Source organism: Deferrivibrio sp. (genome assembly GCF_055117995.1).
In genome coordinates, this window is record NZ_JBSQOT010000029.1 from 1 (window position 1) to 25,414 (window position 25,414).

At 34.0% G+C, this 25,414-nt stretch carries 21 protein-coding genes; 5 read left to right on the forward strand and 16 right to left on the reverse strand.

The window, feature by feature from the left end:
• The first annotated feature begins 92 nt into the window (after positions 1-92).
• Positions 93-392, forward strand: a complete 300-nt coding sequence (locus tag ACTCAF_RS08150; protein WP_463062795.1) for a hypothetical protein — start codon at positions 93-95, stop codon at positions 390-392.
• A 332-nt stretch (positions 393-724) separates the two neighbouring features.
• On the opposite strand, the gene miaA is transcribed toward ACTCAF_RS08150, so the two are convergent.
• Genes miaA through ACTCAF_RS08165 form a run of 3 tightly spaced genes read right to left on the reverse strand, consistent with a single transcriptional unit; the run spans position 725 to position 4,280 of the window.
• A complete protein-coding gene (gene miaA, locus ACTCAF_RS08155; protein ID WP_463062796.1) occupies positions 725-1,648 on the reverse strand; it encodes a tRNA (adenosine(37)-N6)-dimethylallyltransferase MiaA in 924 nt (307 codons plus the stop codon).
• On the reverse strand, positions 1,645-3,321 hold the full coding sequence (mutL, locus tag ACTCAF_RS08160) for a DNA mismatch repair endonuclease MutL (protein ID WP_463062797.1): 1,677 nt from the start codon (positions 3,319-3,321) through the stop codon (positions 1,645-1,647). Before mutL ends, miaA begins: the two co-directional genes overlap by 4 nt.
• A gap of 2 nt (positions 3,322-3,323) precedes the next feature.
• Positions 3,324-4,280: an acetyl-CoA carboxylase carboxyltransferase subunit alpha gene (locus tag ACTCAF_RS08165; protein ID WP_463062798.1), complete on the reverse strand. Its 957-nt coding sequence runs from the start codon at positions 4,278-4,280 to the stop codon at positions 3,324-3,326.
• Positions 4,281-4,467: 187 nt separating this feature from the next.
• Here ACTCAF_RS08165 and ald point away from each other — a divergent pair, with 187 nt between their 5' ends.
• Positions 4,468-5,580 carry an alanine dehydrogenase gene (gene ald, locus ACTCAF_RS08170; protein WP_463062799.1) on the forward strand — a complete coding sequence of 371 codons (1,113 nt, stop codon included), beginning with the start codon at positions 4,468-4,470 and terminating at the stop codon, positions 5,578-5,580.
• A 29-nt stretch (positions 5,581-5,609) separates the two neighbouring features.
• Here the strand turns inward: ald and traF are convergent, their stop codons facing one another.
• Together traF and ACTCAF_RS08180 are read right to left on the reverse strand one after the other, a co-directional pair.
• Positions 5,610-6,512 (reverse strand): conjugal transfer protein TraF, encoded by a 903-nt coding sequence (traF, locus tag ACTCAF_RS08175; RefSeq protein ID WP_463062800.1) that lies wholly within the window; start codon positions 6,510-6,512, stop codon positions 5,610-5,612.
• Positions 6,485-7,066, reverse strand: a complete 582-nt coding sequence (locus tag ACTCAF_RS08180; RefSeq protein WP_463062801.1) for a hypothetical protein — start codon at positions 7,064-7,066, stop codon at positions 6,485-6,487. Before ACTCAF_RS08180 ends, traF begins: the two co-directional genes overlap by 28 nt.
• Before the next feature lie 120 nt (positions 7,067-7,186).
• Between ACTCAF_RS08180 and lexA the strand changes: the two genes are divergently transcribed.
• From lexA to dinB, 3 genes are read left to right on the forward strand one after another with little or no spacing between them, the layout of a single operon-like run.
• Positions 7,187-7,771 carry a transcriptional repressor LexA gene (lexA, locus tag ACTCAF_RS08185; RefSeq protein WP_463062802.1) on the forward strand — a complete coding sequence of 195 codons (585 nt, stop codon included), beginning with the start codon at positions 7,187-7,189 and terminating at the stop codon, positions 7,769-7,771.
• Positions 7,772-7,773: 2 nt separating this feature from the next.
• Positions 7,774-8,016 (forward strand): hypothetical protein, encoded by a 243-nt coding sequence (locus ACTCAF_RS08190; protein ID WP_463062803.1) that lies wholly within the window; start codon positions 7,774-7,776, stop codon positions 8,014-8,016.
• Positions 8,009-9,187: a DNA polymerase IV gene (gene dinB / locus ACTCAF_RS08195; RefSeq protein WP_463062804.1), complete on the forward strand. Its 1,179-nt coding sequence runs from the start codon at positions 8,009-8,011 to the stop codon at positions 9,185-9,187. The genes ACTCAF_RS08190 and dinB overlap by 8 nt, the downstream gene beginning before the upstream one ends.
• A gap of 1 nt (position 9,188) precedes the next feature.
• On the opposite strand, the gene rnr is transcribed toward dinB, so the two are convergent.
• From rnr to ACTCAF_RS08250, 11 genes are read right to left on the reverse strand one after another with little or no spacing between them, the layout of a single operon-like run.
• Positions 9,189-11,264 (reverse strand): ribonuclease R, encoded by a 2,076-nt coding sequence (gene rnr, locus ACTCAF_RS08200; protein WP_463062805.1) that lies wholly within the window; start codon positions 11,262-11,264, stop codon positions 9,189-9,191.
• A complete protein-coding gene (locus ACTCAF_RS08205; protein WP_463062806.1) occupies positions 11,257-12,642 on the reverse strand; it encodes a sigma-54-dependent transcriptional regulator in 1,386 nt (461 codons plus the stop codon). Before ACTCAF_RS08205 ends, rnr begins: the two co-directional genes overlap by 8 nt.
• Before the next feature lies 1 nt (position 12,643).
• The gene (locus ACTCAF_RS08210) at positions 12,644-13,567 is read right to left on the reverse strand and encodes a two-component system sensor histidine kinase NtrB (RefSeq protein WP_463062807.1); all 924 of its coding nucleotides are present in this window, start codon (positions 13,565-13,567) and stop codon (positions 12,644-12,646) included.
• Positions 13,568-13,571: 4 nt separating this feature from the next.
• Positions 13,572-15,824 carry a penicillin-binding protein 1A gene (locus ACTCAF_RS08215; RefSeq protein ID WP_463062808.1) on the reverse strand — a complete coding sequence of 751 codons (2,253 nt, stop codon included), beginning with the start codon at positions 15,822-15,824 and terminating at the stop codon, positions 13,572-13,574.
• 2 nt (positions 15,825-15,826) lie between these two features.
• Complete coding sequence (uvrB, locus tag ACTCAF_RS08220) at positions 15,827-17,803, reverse strand: excinuclease ABC subunit UvrB (protein ID WP_463062809.1); 1,977 nt, start codon at positions 17,801-17,803, stop codon at positions 15,827-15,829.
• Positions 17,790-18,689 carry an ROK family protein gene (locus tag ACTCAF_RS08225; protein ID WP_463062815.1) on the reverse strand — a complete coding sequence of 300 codons (900 nt, stop codon included), beginning with the start codon at positions 18,687-18,689 and terminating at the stop codon, positions 17,790-17,792. Before ACTCAF_RS08225 ends, uvrB begins: the two co-directional genes overlap by 14 nt.
• Positions 18,667-19,686: a spore photoproduct lyase family protein gene (locus ACTCAF_RS08230; RefSeq protein ID WP_463062810.1), complete on the reverse strand. Its 1,020-nt coding sequence runs from the start codon at positions 19,684-19,686 to the stop codon at positions 18,667-18,669. The genes ACTCAF_RS08225 and ACTCAF_RS08230 overlap by 23 nt, the downstream gene beginning before the upstream one ends.
• Positions 19,673-20,494 carry a hypothetical protein gene (locus ACTCAF_RS08235; protein ID WP_463062811.1) on the reverse strand — a complete coding sequence of 274 codons (822 nt, stop codon included), beginning with the start codon at positions 20,492-20,494 and terminating at the stop codon, positions 19,673-19,675. The genes ACTCAF_RS08230 and ACTCAF_RS08235 overlap by 14 nt, the downstream gene beginning before the upstream one ends.
• A complete protein-coding gene (gene ftsY / locus ACTCAF_RS08240; RefSeq protein WP_463062812.1) occupies positions 20,481-21,536 on the reverse strand; it encodes a signal recognition particle-docking protein FtsY in 1,056 nt (351 codons plus the stop codon). The genes ACTCAF_RS08235 and ftsY overlap by 14 nt, the downstream gene beginning before the upstream one ends.
• Before the next feature lie 2 nt (positions 21,537-21,538).
• Positions 21,539-21,856 carry a hypothetical protein gene (locus tag ACTCAF_RS08245; RefSeq protein ID WP_463062813.1) on the reverse strand — a complete coding sequence of 106 codons (318 nt, stop codon included), beginning with the start codon at positions 21,854-21,856 and terminating at the stop codon, positions 21,539-21,541.
• The gene (locus ACTCAF_RS08250; RefSeq protein ID WP_463062814.1) at positions 21,856-25,218 is read right to left on the reverse strand and encodes an AAA family ATPase; all 3,363 of its coding nucleotides are present in this window, start codon (positions 25,216-25,218) and stop codon (positions 21,856-21,858) included. The genes ACTCAF_RS08245 and ACTCAF_RS08250 overlap by 1 nt, the downstream gene beginning before the upstream one ends.
• Positions 25,219-25,414: the final 196 nt, after the last annotated feature.

Here is a 25,414-nt window from a genome sequence, read left to right on the forward strand (position 1 = left end):
TTAAAAAAGGAACTACTAACGAGAACTAATTTTTTAATAATAAAAAGGGTGGGTCAAAATTCGTGATAAAAATGGGTTAATTTTAATGATAATTGACAATAGCAAAAGATAATAATTTTAATGCATTACCGGATAATTTCATTGAAATTGGTATAGGTTTTCAATTTGGTTTTGATTATTACAGTTTATACAATAGGCAATGGCGACCTTTTTTAAATACAAGTTTAGGGCTAAATAATAACAGCAATATCGGTTATTCTATATTTACAGGCGTTGGCGGAGGCGTTTTTAAACAGGATAATCTCGCATTAGGAATAAAGTTTGGCAAAGGATTTTTTGGGCAAGATTACAATATCTACAATTTCGAAATAAACTATAATTTATGGTTTTAAAAGCCTTAATTATAAGTATATTTCATGCTTAGAGCGGCACTTGCTGCACTCTATGTACAATTTTCTTCTATTGTAGTTTTTTTCAAATGAGCAATAAAGCTCTCTATGCGGGGTACTCCCTTCACATTTTTCACAATAATAAGTAGTTTTACCGACATTACACCCGTTGATAAAACAAAATAGGAGAAGACCAACTACAAATATAAGATACATTAATAAATGAATCATAAGCCCTTCTTCTCATAGGAAACCTAATTTACAGGCCCTATAATAAAATATTATATATAATTTGTTTTAATTACAATTTACACCATATACTATAGGTATCAAGATTAATTAACTTCAGGCTTATAATTATTTGTAAATTCTCTAAAAAATGCATCTCTGTCAATAATTGAAAAGTTTAAAAACGTCACATTTTTCATATGTCTAAACCACGTAAGCTGCCTTTTTGCAAAATTTCTCGTTTTTTTCTTTATTTCACCAACAACACTTTCAAAATCCCCACCATGTCTTAAAAAATCTGCCAATTCTCTATAGCCGATAGCTTTAAATCCCGGACAATTTTCATCATACCCTAAATTTAACAGATCTCTAACTTCGTCTATCCACCCTATTTCTATCATTTTATCGACTCTTTTGTTTATCTTTTCATAGAGCAAATTTCTTTCATAATTAAAAACATATACATCAAACTCAAACTGAAGTTTTTTATGGTATTTTTTATGCATAAGGCTAAATGGAATACCCAATACATAATAGGCTTCAAGTGCCCTCAAAATTCTCTTTTTGTCATTTTTGGAAATTTTTTTAGCATATTCAGGGTCAATATCTGACAATCTATTATACATAGCTTCAAGGCCAATATCCTCACACTCAATATTCAGATTAAGAAAAACCTTTTCATCCCTGCCACTAACCTGACAAAGCCCTTCTACTAATGACTCTACATAAAGGCCTGTGCCACCTACAACCACCGGGATTTTTCCCATTGATATTATCTCCGGCAAAAGTTTCCCACAATGTCCAAAAAACTCCCCAACATTGTATTGAATATCAGGTGCAATAATATCTATCAAGTGATGTTTGCACTTTTCCAACTCATTTTTGCCTGGCTTAGCAGTACCAATGTTCATATATTTATACACCTGAAAAGCATCTGCATTTATAATTTCAATATTTAAATGCTCGGATAATTCGAGGACAAAATCAGATTTACCAGTAGCTGTGGGTCCTGTTATTATAGGTATCTTCATAATCTGTGAAACTTCTTAAAAATTTCCTCTTTACTCATCTTATAAATAATCGGTCTTCCATGAGGGCATGTAAAAGGATTTTTTGTTTGAAAAAGTTCGCTAACAACCTTTTTCATCTCATAATCAGTCAGCTTTTCACCCGCCTTTATCGCTGTTTTACATGCCATTGTAATGGAAAGACTATCAAGCAGATTTTCATTTTTGTTTTTATGAAATTCATTGATAAGTTCCATAAATTCATTTTCAATATTTTTATGAACTATACTTGTAGGTACACTAAGGACTGAAACAAAATTCCCACCAAAATCCTCCAAATCAAACCCTATTTTTTCAAAATTTTTTATATTTTTGATAATAATCTCTTTATCTTCTTCCAAAACTTCAATTACAACTGGCTCCACAAGCTTTATTTTAATACTCGTCTTTTCAGCTTCTGATATAAACTTTTCATACAACACCCTTTCGTGGGCAATGTGCTGGTCAATAAAATACAGCTCTGAATCTATTTCCACCAAGATTACACTATCAAAAATCTGCCCTATTATCTTAAATTCATTTACAGATTCATTTTGTATCTCTTCTGTCTCAAAAAGATTGTCAATATTGACAGAATATACAGTCCGTTTTTCCTCAACAACATATTTTATACTATCATCACTTATATCGTAGCTATAATTTTCTTTACTTTCATTTAATTTTAAACTCCCTAAGTGATTTGAAACAGCTCTGCTGACCGTTGAAAAAATTTCCCTGTCATCAAAAAACTTAACATTCATTTTAGTAGGATGCACATTTACATCTACCATTTCAGGTTTGACTTTAAGGGACAAAACAGCTGCCGGGTATTTGTTTTGAGGCAATTTTCTGTAATAGCCCTGAATTAAAGCCTGCATAACAGAAAAGTCTTTAATAACCCTGTTGTTTAGGCCTACGAAAATCATATCCTTTCTATTTCTCTGGACACCTGGCAGAGTCAAAATACACTCAAGTTCAATATTATCTTTCTTGTCAACAAGATAAGATACATCCTTTAAACCAAAACACTCAATAAATCTATCTTTCATACTGTCATATTTAGTAAAAGATAATATTTTTTTATCATCCGAATAAAATTCAATATCCACATTATAATTGATAATACTAAATACTTTTAAAAACTTAACTATCTCTCTTTGCTCTGCAGAAAATGATTTAATAAACTTCCTTCTTGCCGGAACATTTTCGAAGAGATTTTTAACCGTTACAATGGTACCTTGCTGACAACAGCCTGGCTTTAATTCACCTATTTTCCCCCATTCAACGGTTAGTTCGTATGCTTCAAAACCTTCCCTTTTTGATTCGATTTTAAAATCACTGACCGATGATATGGCGGCAAGAGCCTCGCCCCTGAAACCAAAAGTATTTATTCTATAAACATCCTCGATACTTCCAATCTTACTTGTAGAATATCTCAAGACAGAATTTTTAAGATCTTCCGGAAGAATCCCTTTGCCATTATCAGTGACCCTTACCAAACCGATGCCGCCGTCAAATATATCAACCCGGATAAAATCTGCACCGGCATCAAGGGAATTTTCCACAAGCTCCTTAACAACATTATAAGGGCGTTCTACAACTTCCCCTGCAGCAATTTTATTGGCAATTTTCTGGTCTAATACTCTGATTTCAGACACAATTATTCAGCAAACACACCCATTTTTCTGAATTTTTCATATCTTTGTTCAAAAAGCCTCTCCGGGGACATACTTTTGAGCTCTTTAAGATTTTTAAAAATTGCTTTTCTGACATTTGAAGCGGTCTGAACATGGTCTCTGTGGCTTCCACCCAAAGGTTCAGGGATAATTTCATCTATAATTTTAAGACTCAAAAGGTCCTGCGCTGTTAATTTTAATGCCTCTGCAGCCTTTTTTGAATAAGTTGCATCTTTCCATAAAATAGAAGCGCAACCTTCAGGGCTGATTACCGCATATATCGAATGTTCGAGCATCAGCACTTTATTCCCCATAGCAATGGCAAGGGCTCCACCGCTTCCACCTTCACCAGAAATTATTGTAATCATCGGCACAGTCAAACCAGCCATTTCAAACAAATTTCTTGCTATTGCCTCAGCCTGACCTCTTTCTTCCGCACCAATCCCTGGATAAGCTCCCGGAGTATCTACAAATGTGATTATCGGCCTTTTAAACTTTTCAGCAAGGTGAAATATCCTCAACGCCTTCCTATAACCCTCAGGGTTTGCCATTCCAAAATTTCTGTAAATATTTTCTTTGGTGTTTCTCCCTTTCTGATGTCCAACTACAACCACCGGCTCACCCTCAAACTTGGCCACACCTGCAACAATAGCCGGGTCATCCCTGAAAAGTCTATCCCCGTGTAATTCACAAAAATCGGTAAATATAAGTTTTATATAATCAAGCGTATAAGGTCTGTTTGGATGTCTTGCCACCAAAACTTTCTGGGCAGGGTCTAAATTTTTATAGACTGCAGCTTTTGCCCTGGCAAGCTTTTTCTCAAGGGACTCAATCTCTTGTTTAAAATCATCGCCTGAAATACCGGAAAGATTTTTTAACTCATCTATTTTCTTTTCAATTTCATAAATTTGTGTTTCAAACTCGAGAGGCTGTACTGTCATATCAATAAACTCCCTTTATTTTTTATATCTTTCTTTAATAACACATATCGGAAATTTTGGCAAAATAAATTTATGAATTAAACCTCATTTAACCTTTTCATTTACAACACCAACAAATAATGCTAAGATTTTGCTTTAGTTTGGCTAAACTTTACAAAATATTTTTAAACTAAATCTGGAGGAAATAATGATAATTGGCGTACCAAAGGAAATCAAAAACAACGAAAACAGAGTTAGCATGACACCTGCCGGTGTGCATCAGTTTATTGCGGCAGGCCACGAAGTTATTATCCAGAAAAATGCTGGAATAGGAAGTGGTATAAGTGACGAGGAGTATATCAAGGAAGGGGCTAAAATTATGGATACTGCAAAGGAAATTTTTGACAATGCAGAAATGATTATAAAAGTAAAAGAACCTCAACCTGCAGAAATTGAAATGCTAAAGGAGGGTCAGATACTTTATACTTATCTTCACCTTGCACCTGACAAGCCTCAGACTCTTGGACTTTTAAATAAAAAGGTTGTAGGCATTGCATATGAAACGATAGAGGTAAACAGGAAACTTCCGCTTCTTGAACCTATGAGTGAAGTTGCCGGTAAAATGGCATCTATGATGGCTGCACACTTTCTTGCCAAACCATACGGTGGAAGGGGTATGCTTGCTGGAGGTGTAGCAGGTACACACAGTGCAAAATTTGTAATCCTTGGTGGTGGTACAGCCGGTATTAATGCAGCAAAAATTGCAGCAGGCCTTGGGGCAAAAGTTGTTGTAATGGATATAAATCTTGAAAGAATGAGATATTTGGAGGATGTACTTCCCAAAAACTGTGAGACAATTATGTCCAACAGATACAATATTATGAATGAAATAAAAGGTGCCGATGCTGTTATTGGTACAGTTTTAATCCCTGGAGCAAAAGCTCCTCACCTTATTACAAGAGATATGTTAAAGCTGATGCAGCCAGGAAGTGTAATTGTAGATGTATCTATTGATCAGGGCGGTTGTGTGGAAACGTCAAGACCGACTACTCATCAAGACCCAGTGTATGTGGTTGATGGTATAATTCATTACTGTGTAGCTAACATGCCTGGAGCTTACGCAAGGACATCCACATTTGCACTTACCAACGCTACTTTGCCATTTGGGCTTGAAATAGCCAACAAAGGGTGGAAAAAGGCTGCAATAGATAATCCTGCTATTTTTAAAGGGGTAAATGTCTATGATGGGCATATCACCATAAAACCTGTTGCCGAAGCCCACGGGTTGCCTTACACCGACCTTTCACTGCTTATCCAATAAAAAAAAGCCCCCTTTTCGGGGGCTTACTTTTAAAATTCAAAAGACAGCGCTACTTCCGCCTTAACTTCGTTAGGTATTTCGTTTCCATCCACGGTAGATGTTTTATCACTAAACGCAAGACCTGCATCGAGCCTGAGCAAAAACAGGTTTAGTCCAAGCCCTGCAGTATAAACAGCATTAATATCACTTTCTGCAAGATTTTTATAATAGCCTGCTCTAAGTGCCAAAAATTTCAAAAGTTCAAACTCCGCACCAAAAGCTATATTTTGAGATTTATAACCGTTAATATTTGTATCGTTTTCCATTAAATCAATATCTGCCGCAAGCGTTAACCAACCAAACGGAGTAAATGCTACCCCACCTCTTGCCTGTGGGTCGATTTTATATTCACCTCCGGATGGCTTATCAAATTTTGGGGAATTAAGATTTCTCCCGACAATGCCAAGGGTGATGGTGTTTCCAAGTTTATACATTGCTCCTGCATCTATTCCAAAAGTGTTTGACTCAACATAGTCATCAGATGCGTTATCAAAAAGGTCATTGTCATTGTTATCATCGTAAAGGGAAACATAAGATTCATAATATCTGCCTTTCATAAATTTTACATTGGCGCCCAGTGAAAAATTTTTATTAAACGCATATCCATAAGATACCGGAACTTCATAATAGATAATTCCTGAAAACTTTATCTTTGATTCATTCTGGTCGTAGGACCCGCCTGTGACTGCATTTGAAGCAATTTTGGCTGTATTGACAACTGCATCGTATGTTTGCTGATCAATAGAAGTTATGCCATTTGCATTAAGAGAGTCATCAATTGCATACACAAAATTTTGTGCATCTGTAGTACTCCAACCTGTAAATGAAGAAATAGTGCTAACCAGTTCACTGTTTTGTTCTGACGTTAGCACATCAAGCGTTGTGTTTCCCACAATATTCGACAAGCTGTCAATAATATCTGTATCCACTGAATCAACACTATATTTTTTAAATCCAGTATAGGTAAAGCCGCAATATTCCCAAGAGCATAAACTCCCACGCCAAAATTCCCTATTCTTGAAGCTACATAACCATTTGCCTTGAAAACCACAGCGTCTTTGTCAGTGATTTTTGCAACATTGTTTACAAGATTTACGTAGTCATCAAGATTTGAAATGCTGATTGCCCCATTGTTACTGATATCGTTTGCCACTGCATCATAATCATAGTTTAAAATATCATCAATCTTTTCCCCAAGATTGTTATGAATAGAATAACCTAACCCTACTCCCACACCAAGTCCAAAATCTTTGTTTTCATACTTTCTTACATCCTTTTCCTTGTAAAAGCCAAACGCAGCAGGATTCCAATATGCAGCAGTAGAATCACTTACCACAGCCACATATGCACCGCCCATCCCAAGGGCCCTCGGTCCTACAATCTGCCACTCTGCAGCTGAAACTATTAGCGAAACACTTAAAAACAAAAACAAAAAAATCCTTTTCATAAAGCCACCTCCACATTTTTAAAAATTATAGCATAAAAAAACAACTCCTATTGACACAAATTGGAAAATTTATTATACTTAATTTAAGAACAAATGTTCTTGAATTATTGTGAGGCATTTATGAAAAAAGAAGAGAGAAAAGAAGCTATCTTAAAATTTGTTTACAATTTCTATATTTCATCAGGCTATCCACCCTCCATCAGGGAAATATGCAAAGGGACAGGCATAAGCTCCACTTCTGTGGTAAAAAAGTTTCTGGATGAATTAAAAGAAGAAGGAAAACTAAAAAAGACAGATCAGCTTGCAAGGGGATTATTTTTAAAAAAACAGATACCAATTATTGGTAAAATAAAAGCCGGTACACCTGTTATTTCTGAAGAGAATTTTGAAGGGTATATAGATTTGGACAGTTTCTCCAATATTCAAGACTGCTTCTTCCTTAAAGTTGAAGGTGACAGTATGAAAAATGCAGGCATTTTAGATGGCGACTTTGCATTGATAAAGCAGCAACATATTCTAAACAACAACGAAATAGGTGCATTCAGAATAAATGGTGAAGTCACTTTAAAGAGGTTTAAAGTACAAAAAAATAGCATACTATTAAAGCCTGAAAATGAAAACTACTCTGCTATTATTGTGAATGAAACTGATAGTTTTGAAATAATAGGCAAACTTATTTATATACTGAGAGATTTCAGAGAATAAACATGGTAACAACAATCAACGGTGAAGTGGAAGCCGGAATAGTTTTTAGAAATGGTATAGCTACACCTGCCTGGATAAAATATAACAATAACACAATAAGATTCAAAAAAGTGGTCTACCGCTGGAGTGAAAAAAAGGGTGAGGAAAATATAATAAAATTTACCCTTACTGACTCCCAGAAGATTTATGAAATAGCTTTCAACACAAAAACACTAAAATGCTTCCTGGTGGCTGTAGATGAGTAAATTTTTATGTCTTGATATGGACGCATATTTTGCCTCGGTAGAAATAGCTTCAAACCCAAAACTAAAGAATAAACCCGTGGGAATCGTCGGCTCTGTAGACAGGACTGTAGTTACAACTGCATCGTATGAAGCAAGAAGGTTTGGTGTAAAAACAGGGATGCCAAAATTCATGGCGGAAAAACTTTGTCCACAAATAACATTTATAGTGGGTAATTTCAAAAAATATGCTTACATATCCGAACAGATTCATACCTTTTTGAAAACCATTACATATAAAACGGAAATGTACTCAATAGATGAAGCATTTATGGATATATCCGATATAAACATGTCCCCACGGGACCTTGGCTATATGATAAAAAGCCACATAAAAAATCATTTCAAAATTACTTGCACAGTTGGAATCGGAAAATCAAAGCTTGTGGCAAAAATGGCAACCGAAATAAACAAACCGGATGGCTTAAACATTATCGAAGATGAAAATGTCTATAAATTTATGGACTCCTTCAAACTCGATGACATCTGGGGGATAGGCAAAAATCTTGCAAAAAGATTAAATGGGCTTGGAATATTTAATACAAGAGATATAAGAAAGTTAGGCAAAGATTTTTTCATAAATATTTTTGGCAAAAACGGAGAAAAAATTTACGATATGGCATTTGGAATATATAAAGAAGGCGTAAAATATGAAGAAGAACCTGTAAAGTCAATTGGGCATAGTCTTACATTGCCTGCAGACACTTTTGACAGAAAAATTTTAAATAGCTATATATTGCAGCTTTCGGATATGGTATCTTTCAGGGCAAGAAAAGCCAAAGTGGCAGGCAAAACAATAAATTTTCACATCAAATATTCCGATTTAACAAAATTCTCAAAAATGCACACGATAAATTACCACACTGCAGCCACGCATCAGATATACGAAATAGCCAAACATATATCTGAAGAAATTGATATAACAAAAGGGGTAAGACATGTGGGTGTTTCACTTAATAACCTCATCTACTCCTGTGACACCATAAATGATATTTTCAATAAAAAATGGGAAAATATATATTCAGCTATTGACAATATAAACCAAAAATATGGAAATCTTACGGTTACTTTTGCAAATATTTTGAATTGCCAGAGGCTTACATCAAATACACTTCATCCGTGGCAAAAACTTTAAATCAAAGAGAAACAATCTTAAAATCAGCTTCCAGATAATCATAATTTACTTTCAAAAGTGAAACAGCCAATCTGTCTCCAACTTTAAAAGTCTTTCTTGTCCTTTTGCCTATAATAATATTGTCATCATGATAGTAGCTGTAAAAATCGTCATCCATACTTGATAAAGGGATATAACCACCCATAATAAGTTTAGGAATAAATATAAAAATACCCCCGCTGTTAAGCCTGTTGATATATGAATCATAAACTTCGTCAATATGATTTTCCAAAAATTTCAACTTTTTAAACTGATGGATTTCCCTTTCAGCATCTTCCGCCCTTTGTTCAGTTTCAGAAGATTGTTTGCTGGCTTTTTCTACAAACTCATTTGATATATCAAATGGATAATCAAAGAGTGTTTTTTTAATAAGTCGATGAATAACAAGGTCAGGATATCTTCTTATTGGACTGGTAAAATGTGTATAAGATTTTGATGCAAGACCGAAATGACCTATATTTTTCGTATCATAAATTGCTTTTTGCATAGTTTTTACCAGCAACGAGTTGAGGATATAACCAAACTTATTATCTTCAAATTTGGCTGCAATTTCCTGTATTGTTTTAGGGGTAATCTCATCAGGCAAATCCACCGAAATACCAAAAGTTGACAAAACATTCAAGAACTCTCTTACCTTTATTGCAGATGGTTTTTCGTGAACTCTGTAAACAGAAACTACTCCAAGATTTTCCAGATATTCAGAGACAGCCTCGTTTGCTTCTATCATAAAATTTTCAATTATTCTGTGGGATAGCTTCCTCTCAAGAGGTCTTATATCAACCAGATCTCCGTTTTCATCAAAAATAAATTCAGGCTCAGGCAAGTCAAAATCGATTGTCCCCTGCCTCTTTCTTTTTTCAATAAGAAGATTTGTAAGTTCGACAGCTGTTGAAATTAAATTTTTTAAAGGCTTGCTTTTTGTCTTCTGCTTTCCTTCAATAATATCATTTACATAAGTGTAGGTAAGTCTATAATTACTCTTTATAGTTGACTGATATAGCTCAAGTTTTTCTCTATTACCATTTTTATCGTAGTAGATTTTTGCAGTTAATGTAAACTTTACTTCATTGGGTCTTAAGCTGCATAACTCATTGGAAAGCTTTTCGGGCAGCATAGGTATTGCAAATTCAGGGAAATAAACACTTGTGCCCCTTTTAAAAGCCTCGGCATCAACCCGTGAATCAGGACGGACAAAATGTGCCACATCTGCAATATGGACATACAGAATATATCCGCTGTCAACCTTTTCCAGAGAAATAGCATCATCAAAATCCCTTGCCGTTTCACCATCGATGGTAACGGTAAAAAGCTTTTTAAAATCTGTTCTTATACCAGGATTTTTCAAAAAAGATTCAGCAGTTTTATTTACTTCTTTTATTAAGGAATTTGAAAACTTTCTTTCAAGGTCGTATTTCGAAAGCACAATTTCATTTTCAATCCCTTTATCCTGAAGATTTCCCAAAAGTTTCAAAATTTTACCTTCAGGGTTTTTACCAACCTGGGGATAGAAAATAATTTCACAAATTACCACATCGTTGTCTTTGAGATTTTTGGAGTATTTCTTAGGTATATAAATATCATTGAAAAACTTTTTTACAAATGGAATTACATGGGCAAAATGAGCAGACTTTTCAACCCTGCCTACAATTTTTCTGTAGCCACGCTCAAGAATTTTTACAACGCGAGCTTCTTTTTTGTTTCTGAAGTACTCAATCCTGACAGCTACTCTATCTTTATGAACAGCCCCATTCATTTTTTTAGGCGGTATAAAAACATCATCAAGGGTTTCATCATCCGGTACAAAAAAAGCGTAACCATCCGGATGTCCGTCAATTGTGCCAGTCAAAACATCAAGATTTTTAGTAAGACAATATTTATTTGACTTAAGTTTTATAATCTGACCATTTTTTATCAGAGATTTGAGGGATTTTTTTAAACTTTTGGTATCGACATCAGTTTCTTTCAAAAATTCATTTAACTTGACAGGTTTGTCTTTTTTTACAAGAAATTCAATAATTTTTTCTTCTATCTTATTCAAGCTTCAAGTCCTTCATCTTTTTTCTCAGAGTATTTCTATTAATACCAAGTATCTTTGCGGCTTCGGATTTATTGTTCAATGTCTTTTCAAGAGCAGCGACAATCAGTGGCTTTTCTACAATTTTCAAGTACTCTTCATAAGAATTATTTGAATCGCTTATTACTTCAGAGCTTATTATTTCAGCCGCAAGATTTTTTAGTTGTTTTGACAGAGAATCCTGGCCATTTCTTCCGTTAACCTCAAATATTCTTGATGGTAGGTTATTCTTGTTTATAACCTTTCCGGAAGCCTGCACAATACTGTATTGTATCACATTTTCAAGCTCCCTTATATTGCCAGGCCAATTATATCTCATCAAAACATCCATTGCGTCATTGCTGATGTTTAATCCGTCTGTACCTAACCCGGAGTATTTTTTAATAAAATGATTAACCAGCACCGGAATATCTTCTTTTCTCTCCCTTAGTGAAGGCAGATTTATCGTCAAAACATTAAGTCTGTAATAAAGGTCTTCCCTGAATTTCTTTTCTTTTACAAGCTCTTCAAGGTCCTGATTTGTTGCAACGACAACTCTTATATCAAGCCTTACAGCCCTATTTGAGCCAAGTCTTGTCACCTCTTTTTCCTGCAGTACTCTCAAAAGCTTTGACTGGATAGAAATTTCCGTTTCAGAAATTTCGTCAAGAAAAATTGTACCTCCATTGGCCTCTTCGAATTTGCCAGGCTTATCACCTGTAGCACCTGTAAAAGCACCCTTAGTGTGCCCAAAGAGTTCACTTTCAAGAAGCTCCCTTGGAATGGCAGCCATGTTTATTGCTACAAAAGGCTTACTGCATCTTGAACTTTTTTCATGAATCATTTTCGCAATCACTTCTTTACCCGTGCCGGTCTCCCCCTGAATAAGCACATTTATGTCCGTCTTTGCAATACGTCCAATTGTCTTATAAATTTCTATCATTCTTTTATTACTTGTCTGAAAATCATACTCATCTTCAAAAGAAGCCACATTCTTTGAACTTTTATCCCTTTTTATTTCATCAAGTTTTTCCTTTAAATACTCAAGATCAAAAGGCTTACTAACAAAATCTATTGCTCCAGCCTTCATTGAATTTATAATATTTGAGCCGGTATTTTGCGCTGTCATTATTAGAAAAACTGTATTTCTGTATATTTTAGACCACTCATCAACAAGCTCTATACCATTTTCATTATTAAGGAAAATATCCACAAGACATATATCGACAGATTTATCACGCAATATCTGTCTTGCTTCAACCGAGCTCGTGGAAGTAAGGACTTCAATACTTTTACTTGAAAGACCTTCTCTTAAAACCCACAAAATATTTTCTTCATCATCCAAGACCAAAACTCTCAACATATCAAATCGGCATATAAATACTAAATGTGGTGCCAACCCCTTCTATAGATTTATATTCAATTTTTCCATAGTGTTTCTCAATAATCTCTTTGGAAATCACAAGACCCAAACCGCTGCCCTTACTTTTGGTAGTCCAAAAAGGCGTAAAAATCTTATCACGGATATTTTTGTCAATCCCAATACCGTTATCCTTTATACTAAATTTTACCATTTTTTTAAATACATTTTTTTCCTTATCAAAAAATTTTATTGTTGGATCAATTTCATACTTTATTTCAATGACAGAGACATTTTTGGCCTCGCAGGCATTCTTGATCAAGTTATTGAAAACCATTTCAAGTTTTTCTTCATCTCCATTTATCACCTGAACACTACTATCCATGTAGATATAAAAATCTATGCCACTGTAAATTATTTTGAATTTGTCCACAATATTCTTTATAAAATCTTTTACATTGATATCTTTAATGTTCAATTTAAGGTCAGACAAGATATTTACACTTTCAAGCAGATATTTTATCCTGTTACTCTCACGTTTTATAATGTCAGTACACTTCTTCAAATATTCATCATTATATTTTGAATCTATTACCTGCACCACCCCTTCAATAGCGGTCAAAGGGTTCTTAATTTCATGGTGAAGCGAGCTGATGTCGATAAACTCATTGATAGAGGTTACAAATTCACCAAGTGCAATTATAATAAAGCTCATCTCTGACTTATCAAAAGATTTTATACCATAAATATCTTTATTCGTTTTGAAAATATTTTTCCCCTTTTTAAGAATATCCAAAAAATAATCAAATGGGTTATTTATACCGATCAGATAAAGCTCTGTTAAAATCTTTTCACCAAACAGATTTGCCGACAAAACCCTTTTGTTTTCATCAAACTTTAATAGACCGTATTCCTCGTAAGATTCCATATTCTCAATTTATTTGTTTACTTTCTTCGTTTATATTTACCATATCAAAAGGTATAAACTCAAAATCATCTGTTATACTCTCTGTAATCTGATTGGTTTCACTGTCAACTTTTACATATGTGACATTATCGGAAGTATTAAAAACCTCAAAATCGATTTGTGGCAAAATCGTATCCACATATTCTATCCATGCCGGAAGTGATGCCCTTGCACCTGTTTCAAGTCTTCCAAGAGACTGAAAATCATCAAAACCTGTCCAGACACCAACAGCAAGGTTAGGTAAAAAACCCACAAACCATGCGTCTTTATAGTCGTTTGTGGTGCCTGTCTTGCCTCCTATATATCTCTTTATAAATTTTGCTTTTCTTCCTGTACCATTTTCTACAACATTTATTAGTGTATCAGTCATTATCTGGGCAGTTTCAGGTTTTATCGCCCTATACCTCTTCTGCTCTTTGAGCTGATACAGTGTTTCACCGTTTGCATCCTCAATCGATTTAATAAATACAGGCTCAACATATTCTCCAAGATTGGGAAAAACTGAAAAAGCAGATACCATCTCAATCAAAGAAACAGCCCCGGAGCCAATACTTATGGAAAGGTCTCTTTGCAAATCCGTTGTGATACCAAATTTTTTTGCATAATCTATAATTTTATTTATACCAATTTTTTCAGCAACCTTAATGGTAACAATATTTCTTGATTTTGTAAGAGCTTGCCTTAGTGTTGTAAAACCGTAAAACTCCTGTTCAAAGTTTTCCGGTTTCCAGTACTTCCCATCTTCTCCGGTATCCATTATCACGGGGGCATCAAGAATCTGGCTGTTTATATTCATTCCGCTTTCAAGAGCAGCCGTATAGACAATAGGTTTAAAAAGACTCCCCACCTGCCTTCTTGCCTGCACTGCCCTGTTAAACATAGATTTATTGTAATCAAAGCCGCCCACCATGCTTAAAATTTCGCCAGTTTGTGGCACCATAGAAACAAGAGCACTTTCAGCTTTTGGCTCCTGGGAAAGCAAATATTCTCCTTTGCTATCTTTACTCACCAATATAATATCATCTTCTCTGATAATCTTCCTAAAGTCGTCCAAAATTCTCATACTCGAATCAAATGGTTTTGCCCATCTGTTTCTTGTAAGCTCAAGCTTTTGCATTTCACTATTGTTGCTGTCAATCAAATTAAAATTAACCACAGTCCTGTCAGCAGAAACAACTTTTGCAAGTTTCAAGCCATAAGCCTCAAGATATTTTAATTTTTCCATTTTTTCCTTTATATCAGGGTCATTAAAATTGCCTACAACCCCAAAATACCCCTGCCTTTTTGAAAGCTCAAAAAGATTATCTGTGACTGCCTTTTCGGCAACAGATTGAAAATCTATGTCAAGTGTTGTATAAATTTTATAACCCTTGTCATAAACATCAAGATTTAACAAATCTTTCACATAGCTCTTTAACAAATCTATGAAATATGGCGCATACTGAATCTTTACCGGAATACTTTCAACAATCTTTACCGGCTCTGACTTTGCCTGCTCATATTGATTCTCAGTCAAAAAACCCTCTTCGTACATTCTATAAAGAACATGATCACGTCTAATGAGGGATTTTTGAAGACTTATATGGGGGGCATAGATTCCGGGTGCCTTGGGAAGACCTGCTATAAGTGCAGCTTCTGACAGGGTTAGCTCTGAAACAGATTTCCCAAAATAATTCCTTGCAGCAGCCTCAACGCCGTAAGCACCTCTTCCGAAATAGACTTCATTAAGGTAGATTTCAAGTATTTTGTCTTTTGAAAGATAGTTGTCAATCTTATAAGCAAGTATCGCCTCTTTAACCTTTCTTTTGAGCTTTCTTTCCGGGGTAAGATAAATAACTTTTACAAGCTGCTGGGTCAAAGTACTCCCACCTTCAACCACTCTGCCTGCTTTTAAATTATTTACAAACGCCCTTAAAATCCCCAAAAAGTCAACGCCACCATGCTCATAAAATCTACTATCTTCAACAGCTATTACAGCTTTTTTCAAATAGTCGGGTATATTATCAAAAGAGACGGGGTAACGTCTCTCTTTGCCAAGCTCTCCAATGACTCTACCTTTTCTATCATAAATTATAGTGGGTGTTTTGTAAGAGTAATTTTTAAGCTCCCTGATTGAGGGTAATTCACTGCTTAATTTATAAATATAAAAAAGAAACGACAGTGAGCTGACAAAAAAAACAGTAAAACATATCAATATAATAATTTTAAATATTCTCATAACTAACTCTTCGTCCTGTATTCAAACAAAATATCCCTAATCTTGGCTGCCTTTTCAAAATCAAGATTTTCAGATGCTTTATACATTTCTTTTTCAAGAGTCTCAATATCTTTTTTGAAATTTCCGGTAAGTTCAATATTGAATTCATCTTTTTTAGGAATAGTAACATAATCTTTTTCATAAATACTCACAAGTATATCGTTCATCTTACTCTTGATTGTTTCAGGTGTAATATTATTATCCTTGTTATATTTAAGCTGTTTCTCTCTTCTCCGTTTTGTCTCATTGTATGCTTTTTTTATGGAATCTGTAAGCCTGTCAGCATAAAATATCGCTTTTCCGTTTACATTTCTTGCGGCTCTTCCTATTGTCTGAATTAAGGCACGCTCAGACCGCAAAAAACCTTCCTTATCGGCATCAAGAATCGCAACAAGACTTACCTCAGGCATATCAAGCCCTTCTCTGAGCAAATTTATCCCTACAAGCACATCAGACTCCCCTTCTCTCAAGCCCTTAATAATTTTAACCCGTTCAAGGGTATCTATGTCAGAGTGAAGATACTCAACCTTTATGTTCAAATCTTTCAAATATGCTGTCAAATCTTCTGCCATCCTTTTAGTTAAAGTGGTAACCAGCACCCTTTCTCCATTTTTGACTGTTTTTATTATTTCCATATACACATCATCAACCTGATTTCTTGCAGGCCTTATATCTATTTCAGGGTCAACAAGACCTGTTGGTCTGATAACCTGCTCTATTACAATATTTCCGGAATCTTCAATCTCAAATTCTGCAGGTGTTGCACTGACATAAAGAACTTTTTCAGCTCTCCCATAAAACTCTTCAAACTTTAAAGGTCTGTTATCAAGAGCCGCCGGAAGCCTAAATCCAAACTCTACCAGTGTGGTTTTTCTTGACCTATCCCCATTGTACATCCCTCTTATCTGAGGTATTGTCATATGGGACTCATCAATTATGACAAGAGCATCTTTTGGTAAATAACTTAAAAGTGTGGGAGGAGGTTCACCGGGACTTCTACCTTCAAAATATCTTGAATAATTCTCAATACCGTTGCAATAACCGGTTTCCTTTATCATTTCAATGTCAAACATTGTTCTTTGAGTCAACCGCTGAGCCTCAAGCAGCTTGTTTTCCTTTTCAAAATATGCAACCCGCTCAAGCAAATCTCTTTTTATCTGTTTTATAGCCTCATCAATTGTAACTTTGCTGGTGACATAATGGGTGTTGGGATAAATAGCTATTTTTGGTCTCGTTTGAATTGTTCTCCCCGTTAAAGGGTCAAACTCTGCAATTCTATCAATTTCATCACCAAAAAACTCAATACGATAAGCAATCTTGTCTTCATGAGATGGAAATATTTCAAGAGTGTCCCCCTTGACCCTGAATGTTCCCCGATGAAAGTCGTAATCATTCCTGTCATATTTTATTTCAACAAGCTTTTGCAATATTTCATCTATGCTTACATCATCACCTACCTCTACTGAAACAAGCATACCATGATAGGCCTCAGGAGAACCAAGTCCATAAATACATGAAACACTTGCAACTATAACAACATCACGCCTTTCAAGCAGACTCCTCGTTGCAGAATGCCTCAGTTTGTCTATCTCTTCATTAATGGAAGAATCTTTCTCGATATAAGTATCTGTTTGTGGCATATAAGCTTCAGGCTGATAATAGTCATAATAGCTTACAAAATATTCAACGGCATTTTCCGGGAAAAAATTTTTAAATTCTCCATAAAGTTGAGCTGCAAGTGTTTTATTATGAGCAATAATAAGAGTAGGCACATTTAGCCTCTCAATTACATTGGCCATGGTAAATGTTTTGCCAGACCCTGTAACTCCAAGCAGCACCTGCTTTTTTATTCCATTTTGAAAATTTGATACAAGTTTTTCAGTAGCCTCCGGTTGGTCACCTGAAGGTTTGTACTCCGTAACTAATTTAAATCTGTCCATTGTTTTGCCTTAATAAGTAAAATCCGCCGTAAAGAGCAGCTTTGTTTTTTAACTTTGAAACAATCAGTCTTGTACTATTTTTATAGGGATTAAATAAGTTTTTAGAGAAAACTTTTATTGTATTTTTAAAATAATAGCTTGAAAGCTCCGATAAACCACCACCTATGACAATAACATCCGGAATAAGCAAATTTACTATATTTGAAAGACCTATACCCAGATATTTTGAAAAAACATTCATAGCAACCCCAGCAAGACTGTCTTTTTTATCAATTAGTTTTAGAATTTCATTGATAGATACTCTATTGTTGCTTAAATCATAATAAATATTTTCAAGTCCTGTTTTTGAGCAGTAAGCCTCAAAGCAACCTCTTTTCCCACACCCACACTGTTTACCGTCTGTATGAATAGTCATATGACCTATTTCAAAAACACTGAGTTGCCCTTTATAGACATTGCCATTTACAATATATCCTCCACCTACACCAGTACCAAGGGTAACAAGGACGATTGAATCATACTTTATATCAGAAAAATAATACTCACCCAATGCAGCTAAGTTTGCGTCATTTTCTATACAGGCGACAATTTTTTCATTGCTTAAATCACTTACAATCCTTTTACCACTAAGATATGTAAGGTTTGGAGCATAGATAATTTTTCCATCACCATAATTCACAGTACCAGGCAAACCAATGGAAACCTGGTTAGTTTTATATTCAGCACATTTATTTATTATAAAACCTACAAGCTCATCATACGATTGTGGTGTCGAAGATTCATTTGCAGATACCAAATCGCCACTGCTATTAAATAATCCGCACTTGGTATTTGTACCGCCTATGTCAAAAACAAGATAGTATTTATTTTCTCCACGGGAAACCATTTTCAAATATATCTCTCTCTCCGGGGTCATACCCAATAATTTTATCCCAAATAGTTGAATGCTCCATGCAAAAGTATATAAAAGCTTTTCGCCAATTTTTTCTTAATGCCTTATAAACAAAATTTAGTATATCAATCCGTTCAGGCTTAAAATATCTAAGCTTACCATCAAGCCCTTTTATGTAATCATATTTTGTCAGGATACTTCTGTCAAACTTTTCCCTGATTCTGTCAATAAGTGATGGAATACATCTGAAAGTAGAAAGGCTTACAAACTCAACACTTTGCTCATCAACAGAAGAAAATAGTTTATCTATTAGATTATCATAGTCTTTATGGCAATTATCGTAAATCACAATGGGATCAAAGTGAAATCCAATTTTATAACCATACTCGGCCAAAATTTTTGCCGCATTCAACCTTTTATCCATATCTCCGGCCTTGTGCTCTTCAGTTTTTGATATAAAATCGGTGTTAACGCTAAATGATATTACAATATTTTTGGGATTAAGATTTAAAAGATTACTTGTATTTGAAGATTTTGTTTTAAATTCAAACTGAATATTTTCAAGTTTGTTAACAATTGGGATAAAAAGGCCTGAAAATTCAAAAATATTGTCAAGGGCAAGGCTATCTGAAAGTTCACCTGTCCCAACTCTATACCTTCCTTTTTCGTTAAGCTCCAATAATTCTCTTTCTATTGAATCGGTATCAGCAAAAACTTTAATATATTCATGGTTAAGGTAGCTTTGTAAAATGCAATAAGTACAATCAAAAGGACATCCTTCCATAATATCAAATACGTGATAGTTACAGCACCTGTAGATTTTCGTAGCCGGGCAAGGTCTTAAAAACGTTCCTCTTGAATAAGTTACAAATATATTACTTTTTTTGTCCTCAAACTCTTCATCACTGTCAACTATTTTGTAATCAATCCCTTTTTTGTCTAATAATTTTACCGTGCCGGTGTTAACGGCACTTTTTTCAACATAAATCATTTTCTTTCAAAATATCAAAAGCTGCTTTTATTTTCCCGGATGAATTGTGAAGTATTTGCAATTTTGCCATAAAATCTTCAAAAGATGAAATATCAAAGTTGATATTCAAGCTACAAGTCTCATAGTTATTTTTGTTTTCAACAGTTATCCCATTTTCTATTTTCAAGATATCATCTATCATTTTCTCAAATTCATACCTTTTTCTGTTATATTTAAATTTCAATCTTTCAATCTCATCTTCAAGATTATTTTTAAAATCAATTTCATCTTTATAGTCATAAATATTGTTGACAAGAATCCTGAAGCTTGACACAGAAGGGTAATTTTTTAAGACATATTCTTCAATTTTTTTAACAATATCTGCGTTGAATTTTAAAACTATACTTAACACCTTAAGAGAAATATCCTTGTCAACTATGTATCTTTTAAAATTATCTGACAGTAAAAAAATCCTATCAAGAATATCAAACTGTTCCTTATTGACGATATTATTCTTTCTAAAAACACTATAATCATTTTTATTAAGGTCCAATTTTTTAATTAAATAATAAATATTTGATAAATCTACCAAATTATAATCTTCACCACCAATCTCGATTACAGCTTTAAGTGCATCTGAAAAACATTTTATATCTTCAAGCAAAACCAACTCTTTTGAATCTGCATAAAAGTTACTCAGCAAGTAGTACACCCCATTTATGTGGGCTGCCGGTACAAGTGGATTTTTTTTCTGACTATTTTGTCTATAAAAAATATTAAAAGTATCTTTATCTATTTTATCTGTTGAACCTATTTCAATTATTTTCATCGTTTTTACCGTCAAAAAGCGCATCTACAAAATCTTTTGCATTAAATGGCTTTAAATCTTCCATAGACTCCCCGAATCCTATGAATTTTACAGGGATGCCAAGTTCATCCACTATGCCAACAATAACGCCGCCTTTTGCCGTACCGTCAAGTTTTGTGAGAATAATACCGGTTACATCCACTTCCTGTTTAAAGGCTCTGGCCTGCATTACTGCATTTTGTCCGCTTGTAGCATCAAGAACAAGCAAAACTTCGTGTGGTGCATCAGAAATTTCCTTCTTTATCACTCTGTTTACTTTTGATAGTTCATTCATAAGATTATGTTTTGTATGAAGCCTTCCCGCAGTATCCGCAATTATAACATCAAAGCCTTTTGCCTTGGCAGAAGCAACAGCGTCATAAATAACAGCAGCCGAATCACTCCCCTGACTTTGCTTTATAACTGGCACACCTACCCTTTCACCCCATATACAAAGCTGTTCAATTGCAGCGGCTCTAAATGTGTCACCTGCGGCAAGCACCACTTTTAAACCGTTGTCTTTAAACATTTTTGCCAACTTTGCTATACTTGTGGTTTTGCCAGCGCCATTCACCCCGACAACTAGTATTACATACGGTTTTGTATCAGTAACTTTCAGACTATTTTCAATGTTTAAAATATCAAAAACTTCGCTTTTAATATATTTTCTAAGCTCTTCAGGATTTTTAAGGACTTTCCTTGAAACATCTTTTCTGACATTTTCAATTATTTTTATGGTAGTTGACACACCGACATCTGCAGAAATAAAAAGCTCTTCCAGCTCTTCAAGTAATTCTTCATCAATTGTCTTTTTACCAAGCAAGACCGATTCCATTCCGCCTACAATTTTATCTGAAGTCTTGCTTAAACCTTTCTTGAGCCTTTTTAGGATTCCTTCTTTTTCTTCCAGTTTTTTTTCAGATACTTCCTCTTGCTTATCATTAACATCTTCAATTGGTTTCAAATCATCACTTTGAATTTCCGTATCCTTCTTCTTACCCTTAAAAATATCAAAAAATCCCATATTCAATCCTCTATAATATTTTTTATTTTTTCATTTATTTTTTCTATCAATTTCTTCTCACCAAACCTAAATACTTTATCTTTTAAATAAAATGCCATGTATTCTTTTATAGAAAAAGCACGGATATAAAAATTTTCAAACTTTATCTCACAATAAATGAAACTTTTTTTAAACTCTTTTAACATATTCACGGTATGATTTGTAATCATGAGATAATCATATATTTCACCACAATTTTGGGAATACACCATCTCACCGATATCATCGATAAGAACAAGTTTTATGTCATTCAACTGAAACTGCCTAATTTCTTCAAACATCAATTCAATCTCACCGAAATAATTTTGGAGACACCTGGCTCCTGCATAGTTATCCCATACAACGAGTCTGCTGCTTCCATAGTTTTCTGGTTGTGTGTGATTATTACAAACTGGGTATTTTCCGAAAGCGTTCTTACTATTCTGCAAAATCTTTCAACATTTGCATCATCAAGAGGCGCATCTATTTCATCAAGAAAACAAAACGGAGTAGGCTTACACAAAAACATTGCGAATATCAAAGTACATGCAGTCATAGCCTTTTCCCCCCCTGAAAGGAGATTCATATTTTGCAGTTTTTTCCCGGGAGGTTGTACAAATATCTCCACACCGGTATTAAGCATATTATCTGGCTCTGTAAGTCTTAATTCGGCTTTCCCTTCTCCGAAAAGCATTTTAAATACTTTGACAAAATTTTCATTTACCTTGTAAAAAGTTTCGGCAAAGTTTTTAATGGTATTTTGATCAATTTCATTAATAATTTCATTAATGGAAATATAAGCATTTTCAAGGTCCTCTTTTTGTTTTGTCAAAAATTCATACCTCATACTTATTTCACTAAACTCACTCTCTGCCGCAAGATTTAAAGGACCAAGATTTTCTATTTCATTATCAATACTTTTAATTTCAGATTTGAGCCTGTTTTGTTTAAAATCCTCTTCGATAAAGTCTCTGTAAACATCCTCAATATCGCAATCAAATTTTTCTAAGAATTGCTCCTTTATAGAAAAAGCTTGCTGCCTGGTTTCAGCAAGGGTAACTTCAAGAGAATTTTTATTCTCCTGTATAGTCTTTATTTTTTCATTGAGTTTATCTATATTGCTCAATATTTCGTCCATTCTTTGTTTAAGCTCTTCAATCTTCATTATGATAAATTGTTTTTTCTCTTCATTTTTAAGTTTCTGAATATTTGATAATTTTAACTGTTCGGTTTTTTCCTGAATGGAAGCATTCCAGTTGGTTATATTTACCGTCAAAAGCTTTTCAAGCCTGCTTTTCAGGTTTGAAATATTTGCAGAAGTGTTTGCAATATCTTTTTCCACGAGGTATAGCGACTTTTTGGCAGATTTAATCTTTTCATTTATTACCATGGAATTAGCTTTAAGAGATGAAGATTCATCTTTTAAATCATCAATTTTATTTTGAAAAAATTCTATCTTCTCTTCCAACTCTTCCTTTTCATAGTCGATATCTTTTTGCTTACTGCCAATTAATTCAAGCTCATCTCTGAGCTTTCTCAACACGGACTTTTTAGTGTTTAGTTCTTTTTTATAAAACTCTTTTTCCTTGACAATTAATTCAGCTCTATCCAGATTGCTTTTAAAATCTTTCTCAATGTTGGAAATAGTATTGTTGATATTAATAAGTTTCTTATCATACTCCTGTTTCAGGGCAGAAAGTTTATTAATTTGTGAGGACAAATCACCGGCTGAGTTTTCCACAGATTTAAACTCCTGCTCATATTCTTCAATTTTTTTTGTCATAATAGTTATTTTGGAATCAACACCCTCAATTTCTTCTTTTAAACCAAATATAATCTGACTTTTATTATCCTGTCCAATTTTATAGTATACATTTCCTACCTTTAACAAATCATCAAAAATTTCTTCGTATTTTGTCAGTGTTATGTTTTTGATAAAATCATCCACTTCATCTGAAAAAATAAATTTCAGAGATGATTTGATATCTTTCAACTCATTCAAAAAACTCTCTTTTTGAGATGAATCTATGACAATCAAATCCCCGTATATTTTTCCTAAATTTTCGGGCAGTTGATTATTTATATCCAGAAAAAGTCGTGGCATAAAATTGTTTATTGTCCTACTTTCATCCTTTGTCCCATAAAGCTCGCTATCAAGCTGTGAAATCAGCGTTTCTTTTCTGGACCGGTATGATGACAATTCTATTTTGGTATTGTTTATATCGGACAAAAGTGTTTCTTTTCTTTTAGATAAAGAGTCATATTTGTCATTCAACGATTTCAGCTTTTCATCAATAACAAAAATCTCTTCCTCAATTGATTTTTTATCTTTGTAAGACTTATCAAGGCTCTCTTTTAAAACGGTTTTTTTGGACTCCAATTCTGCATACTCTTTTTCAAAATTTGCAACATCTCTTTCAAAACGTTCTATGTCGTTTTCATACCTATATATTTCATTCCTTTTATTGGTTATGGACTCGGTATATTCAAGAAAAACACTTTCCAATTCGTTCAGTTCATCTTCAAAATTTTCTTTTTGATAGATAAGTTCTTCAAGTTCATTATTGTACTCTGCAAGCTTGCTGTTCAGGGACTCGTATTCCTTTTCCAGCTCCTGAATCTCTTTAATCAGCAAGTCTTTATTTTCAGATAGCTCTTTAAGTTTATTCTTTGAATTCTCGATTTCCAGCTTCAAACTCTTTTTGGTATTCTCAGCGCTCTCAAGGTTATTTTTCAAGATTTTTATATCACTCTCGAGCAAGTTTATATGGTTATTGTTTTTTATTATCTCCTCGTTAATATAGTTTCTCTCATTATCAAGCTGATTTATCTCCTCCTTGAGTGAGTATTCTTCTTTTCTCAAATTTTCAAACACATTAATTTCAGAAGATAATTCAAGATTAAAGTTTCCTATACGCTCTTTTAAATCAACCAACCTCAACCTTTCATTGTTATACAGATTACTGAAATATATTTTCTCCTTTATTTCTTTTTCATTCTTTAATCTCTTATATGTATTAAGCTTCTCAACCTGTTCACTGACATTTTGCATAGAAGTTTTTACTTCACTTATAATATCAACTATTCTGTTTAAATTTTCTTTTGTCTGAGCGAGCCTTTTTTCAGCCTCTTTTTTGCTCTCTTTATACTTTGTAACTCCAGCAGTTTCTTCAAAAAAAAGCCTTAAATCTTCGGGAGTTGCCTGAATAATCTTTTCCACCCTGCCCTGCTCAATAATAGAAATACTTCTTGCCCCAATCCCTGTATCATAAAAAATCTCTTTTATATCTTTAAGTTTACATTTTCTTGAGTTTATCAGATATTCCCGCTCTCCGGATTTATAATATTTTCTGGTAATCATAATTTCAGACAAAGTTCCCCATTTAACAGCCACATCATCCGGAATATCCTTAACGACAAGCGATACTTCTGCAAATCCCGAAGCTTTCCTGTTTTCAGAACCTGCAAAAATAATATCTTCCATATTGTTACCGCGTAGTTCTTTAGGACTCTGTTCCCCAAAAACCCATCTTATAGCATCAAGTATATTGCTTTTGCCGCTACCGTTGGGCCCGACAATACAGGTTACTCCATCAGGGAAATCAACAACTGTCTTATCAACAAAAGACTTAAACCCTTGTAAATATAAGCTTTTAAACTTCATCAACACCCCTTGTTAAAAGCTTGATTATTAAATATTTTTTCAAAAAAGACAAGTATTGTTTTTGACAATGGCATATTATGGAAATGATTGTAACTTCAATTTTAAAAATCACTCTACAGCTATTCTTAATTTAAAAAATATCAGGTAGTTATAATCAAACAGTCAGCCATATTGTTAGAGTCTCTATTTTAAATTT

What these genes read in the sequence shown, in the direction of transcription:
- ACTCAF_RS08190 (WP_463062803.1), top strand. Translation starts at nt 7,774, where the DNA reads ATGGTAACAACAATCAACGGTGAAGTGGAAGCCGGAATAGTTTTTAGA.
- lexA (WP_463062802.1), top strand. Translation starts at nt 7,187, where the DNA reads ATGAAAAAAGAAGAGAGAAAAGAAGCTATCTTAAAATTTGTTTACAAT.
- ACTCAF_RS08205 (WP_463062806.1), bottom strand. Translation starts at nt 12,642, where the DNA reads ATGTTGAGAGTTTTGGTCTTGGATGATGAAGAAAATATTTTGTGGGTT.
- ACTCAF_RS08250 (WP_463062814.1), bottom strand. Translation starts at nt 25,218, where the DNA reads ATGAAGTTTAAAAGCTTATATTTACAAGGGTTTAAGTCTTTTGTTGAT.
- ald (WP_463062799.1), top strand. Translation starts at nt 4,468, where the DNA reads ATGATAATTGGCGTACCAAAGGAAATCAAAAACAACGAAAACAGAGTT.
- uvrB (WP_463062809.1), bottom strand. Translation starts at nt 17,803, where the DNA reads ATGGACAGATTTAAATTAGTTACGGAGTACAAACCTTCAGGTGACCAA.
- ACTCAF_RS08180 (WP_463062801.1), bottom strand. Translation starts at nt 7,066, where the DNA reads ATGAAAAGGATTTTTTTGTTTTTGTTTTTAAGTGTTTCGCTAATAGTT.
- miaA (WP_463062796.1), bottom strand. Translation starts at nt 1,648, where the DNA reads ATGAAGATACCTATAATAACAGGACCCACAGCTACTGGTAAATCTGAT.
- ACTCAF_RS08215 (WP_463062808.1), bottom strand. Translation starts at nt 15,824, where the DNA reads ATGAGAATATTTAAAATTATTATATTGATATGTTTTACTGTTTTTTTT.
- ACTCAF_RS08210 (WP_463062807.1), bottom strand. Translation starts at nt 13,567, where the DNA reads ATGGAATCTTACGAGGAATACGGTCTATTAAAGTTTGATGAAAACAAA.
- ACTCAF_RS08225 (WP_463062815.1), bottom strand. Translation starts at nt 18,689, where the DNA reads ATGGTTTCCCGTGGAGAAAATAAATACTATCTTGTTTTTGACATAGGC.
- ACTCAF_RS08165 (WP_463062798.1), bottom strand. Translation starts at nt 4,280, where the DNA reads ATGACAGTACAGCCTCTCGAGTTTGAAACACAAATTTATGAAATTGAA.
- ACTCAF_RS08230 (WP_463062810.1), bottom strand. Translation starts at nt 19,686, where the DNA reads ATGATTTATGTTGAAAAAAGTGCCGTTAACACCGGCACGGTAAAATTA.
- dinB (WP_463062804.1), top strand. Translation starts at nt 8,009, where the DNA reads ATGAGTAAATTTTTATGTCTTGATATGGACGCATATTTTGCCTCGGTA.
- ACTCAF_RS08245 (WP_463062813.1), bottom strand. Translation starts at nt 21,856, where the DNA reads ATGTTTGAAGAAATTAGGCAGTTTCAGTTGAATGACATAAAACTTGTT.
- ftsY (WP_463062812.1), bottom strand. Translation starts at nt 21,536, where the DNA reads ATGGGATTTTTTGATATTTTTAAGGGTAAGAAGAAGGATACGGAAATT.
- ACTCAF_RS08235 (WP_463062811.1), bottom strand. Translation starts at nt 20,494, where the DNA reads ATGAAAATAATTGAAATAGGTTCAACAGATAAAATAGATAAAGATACT.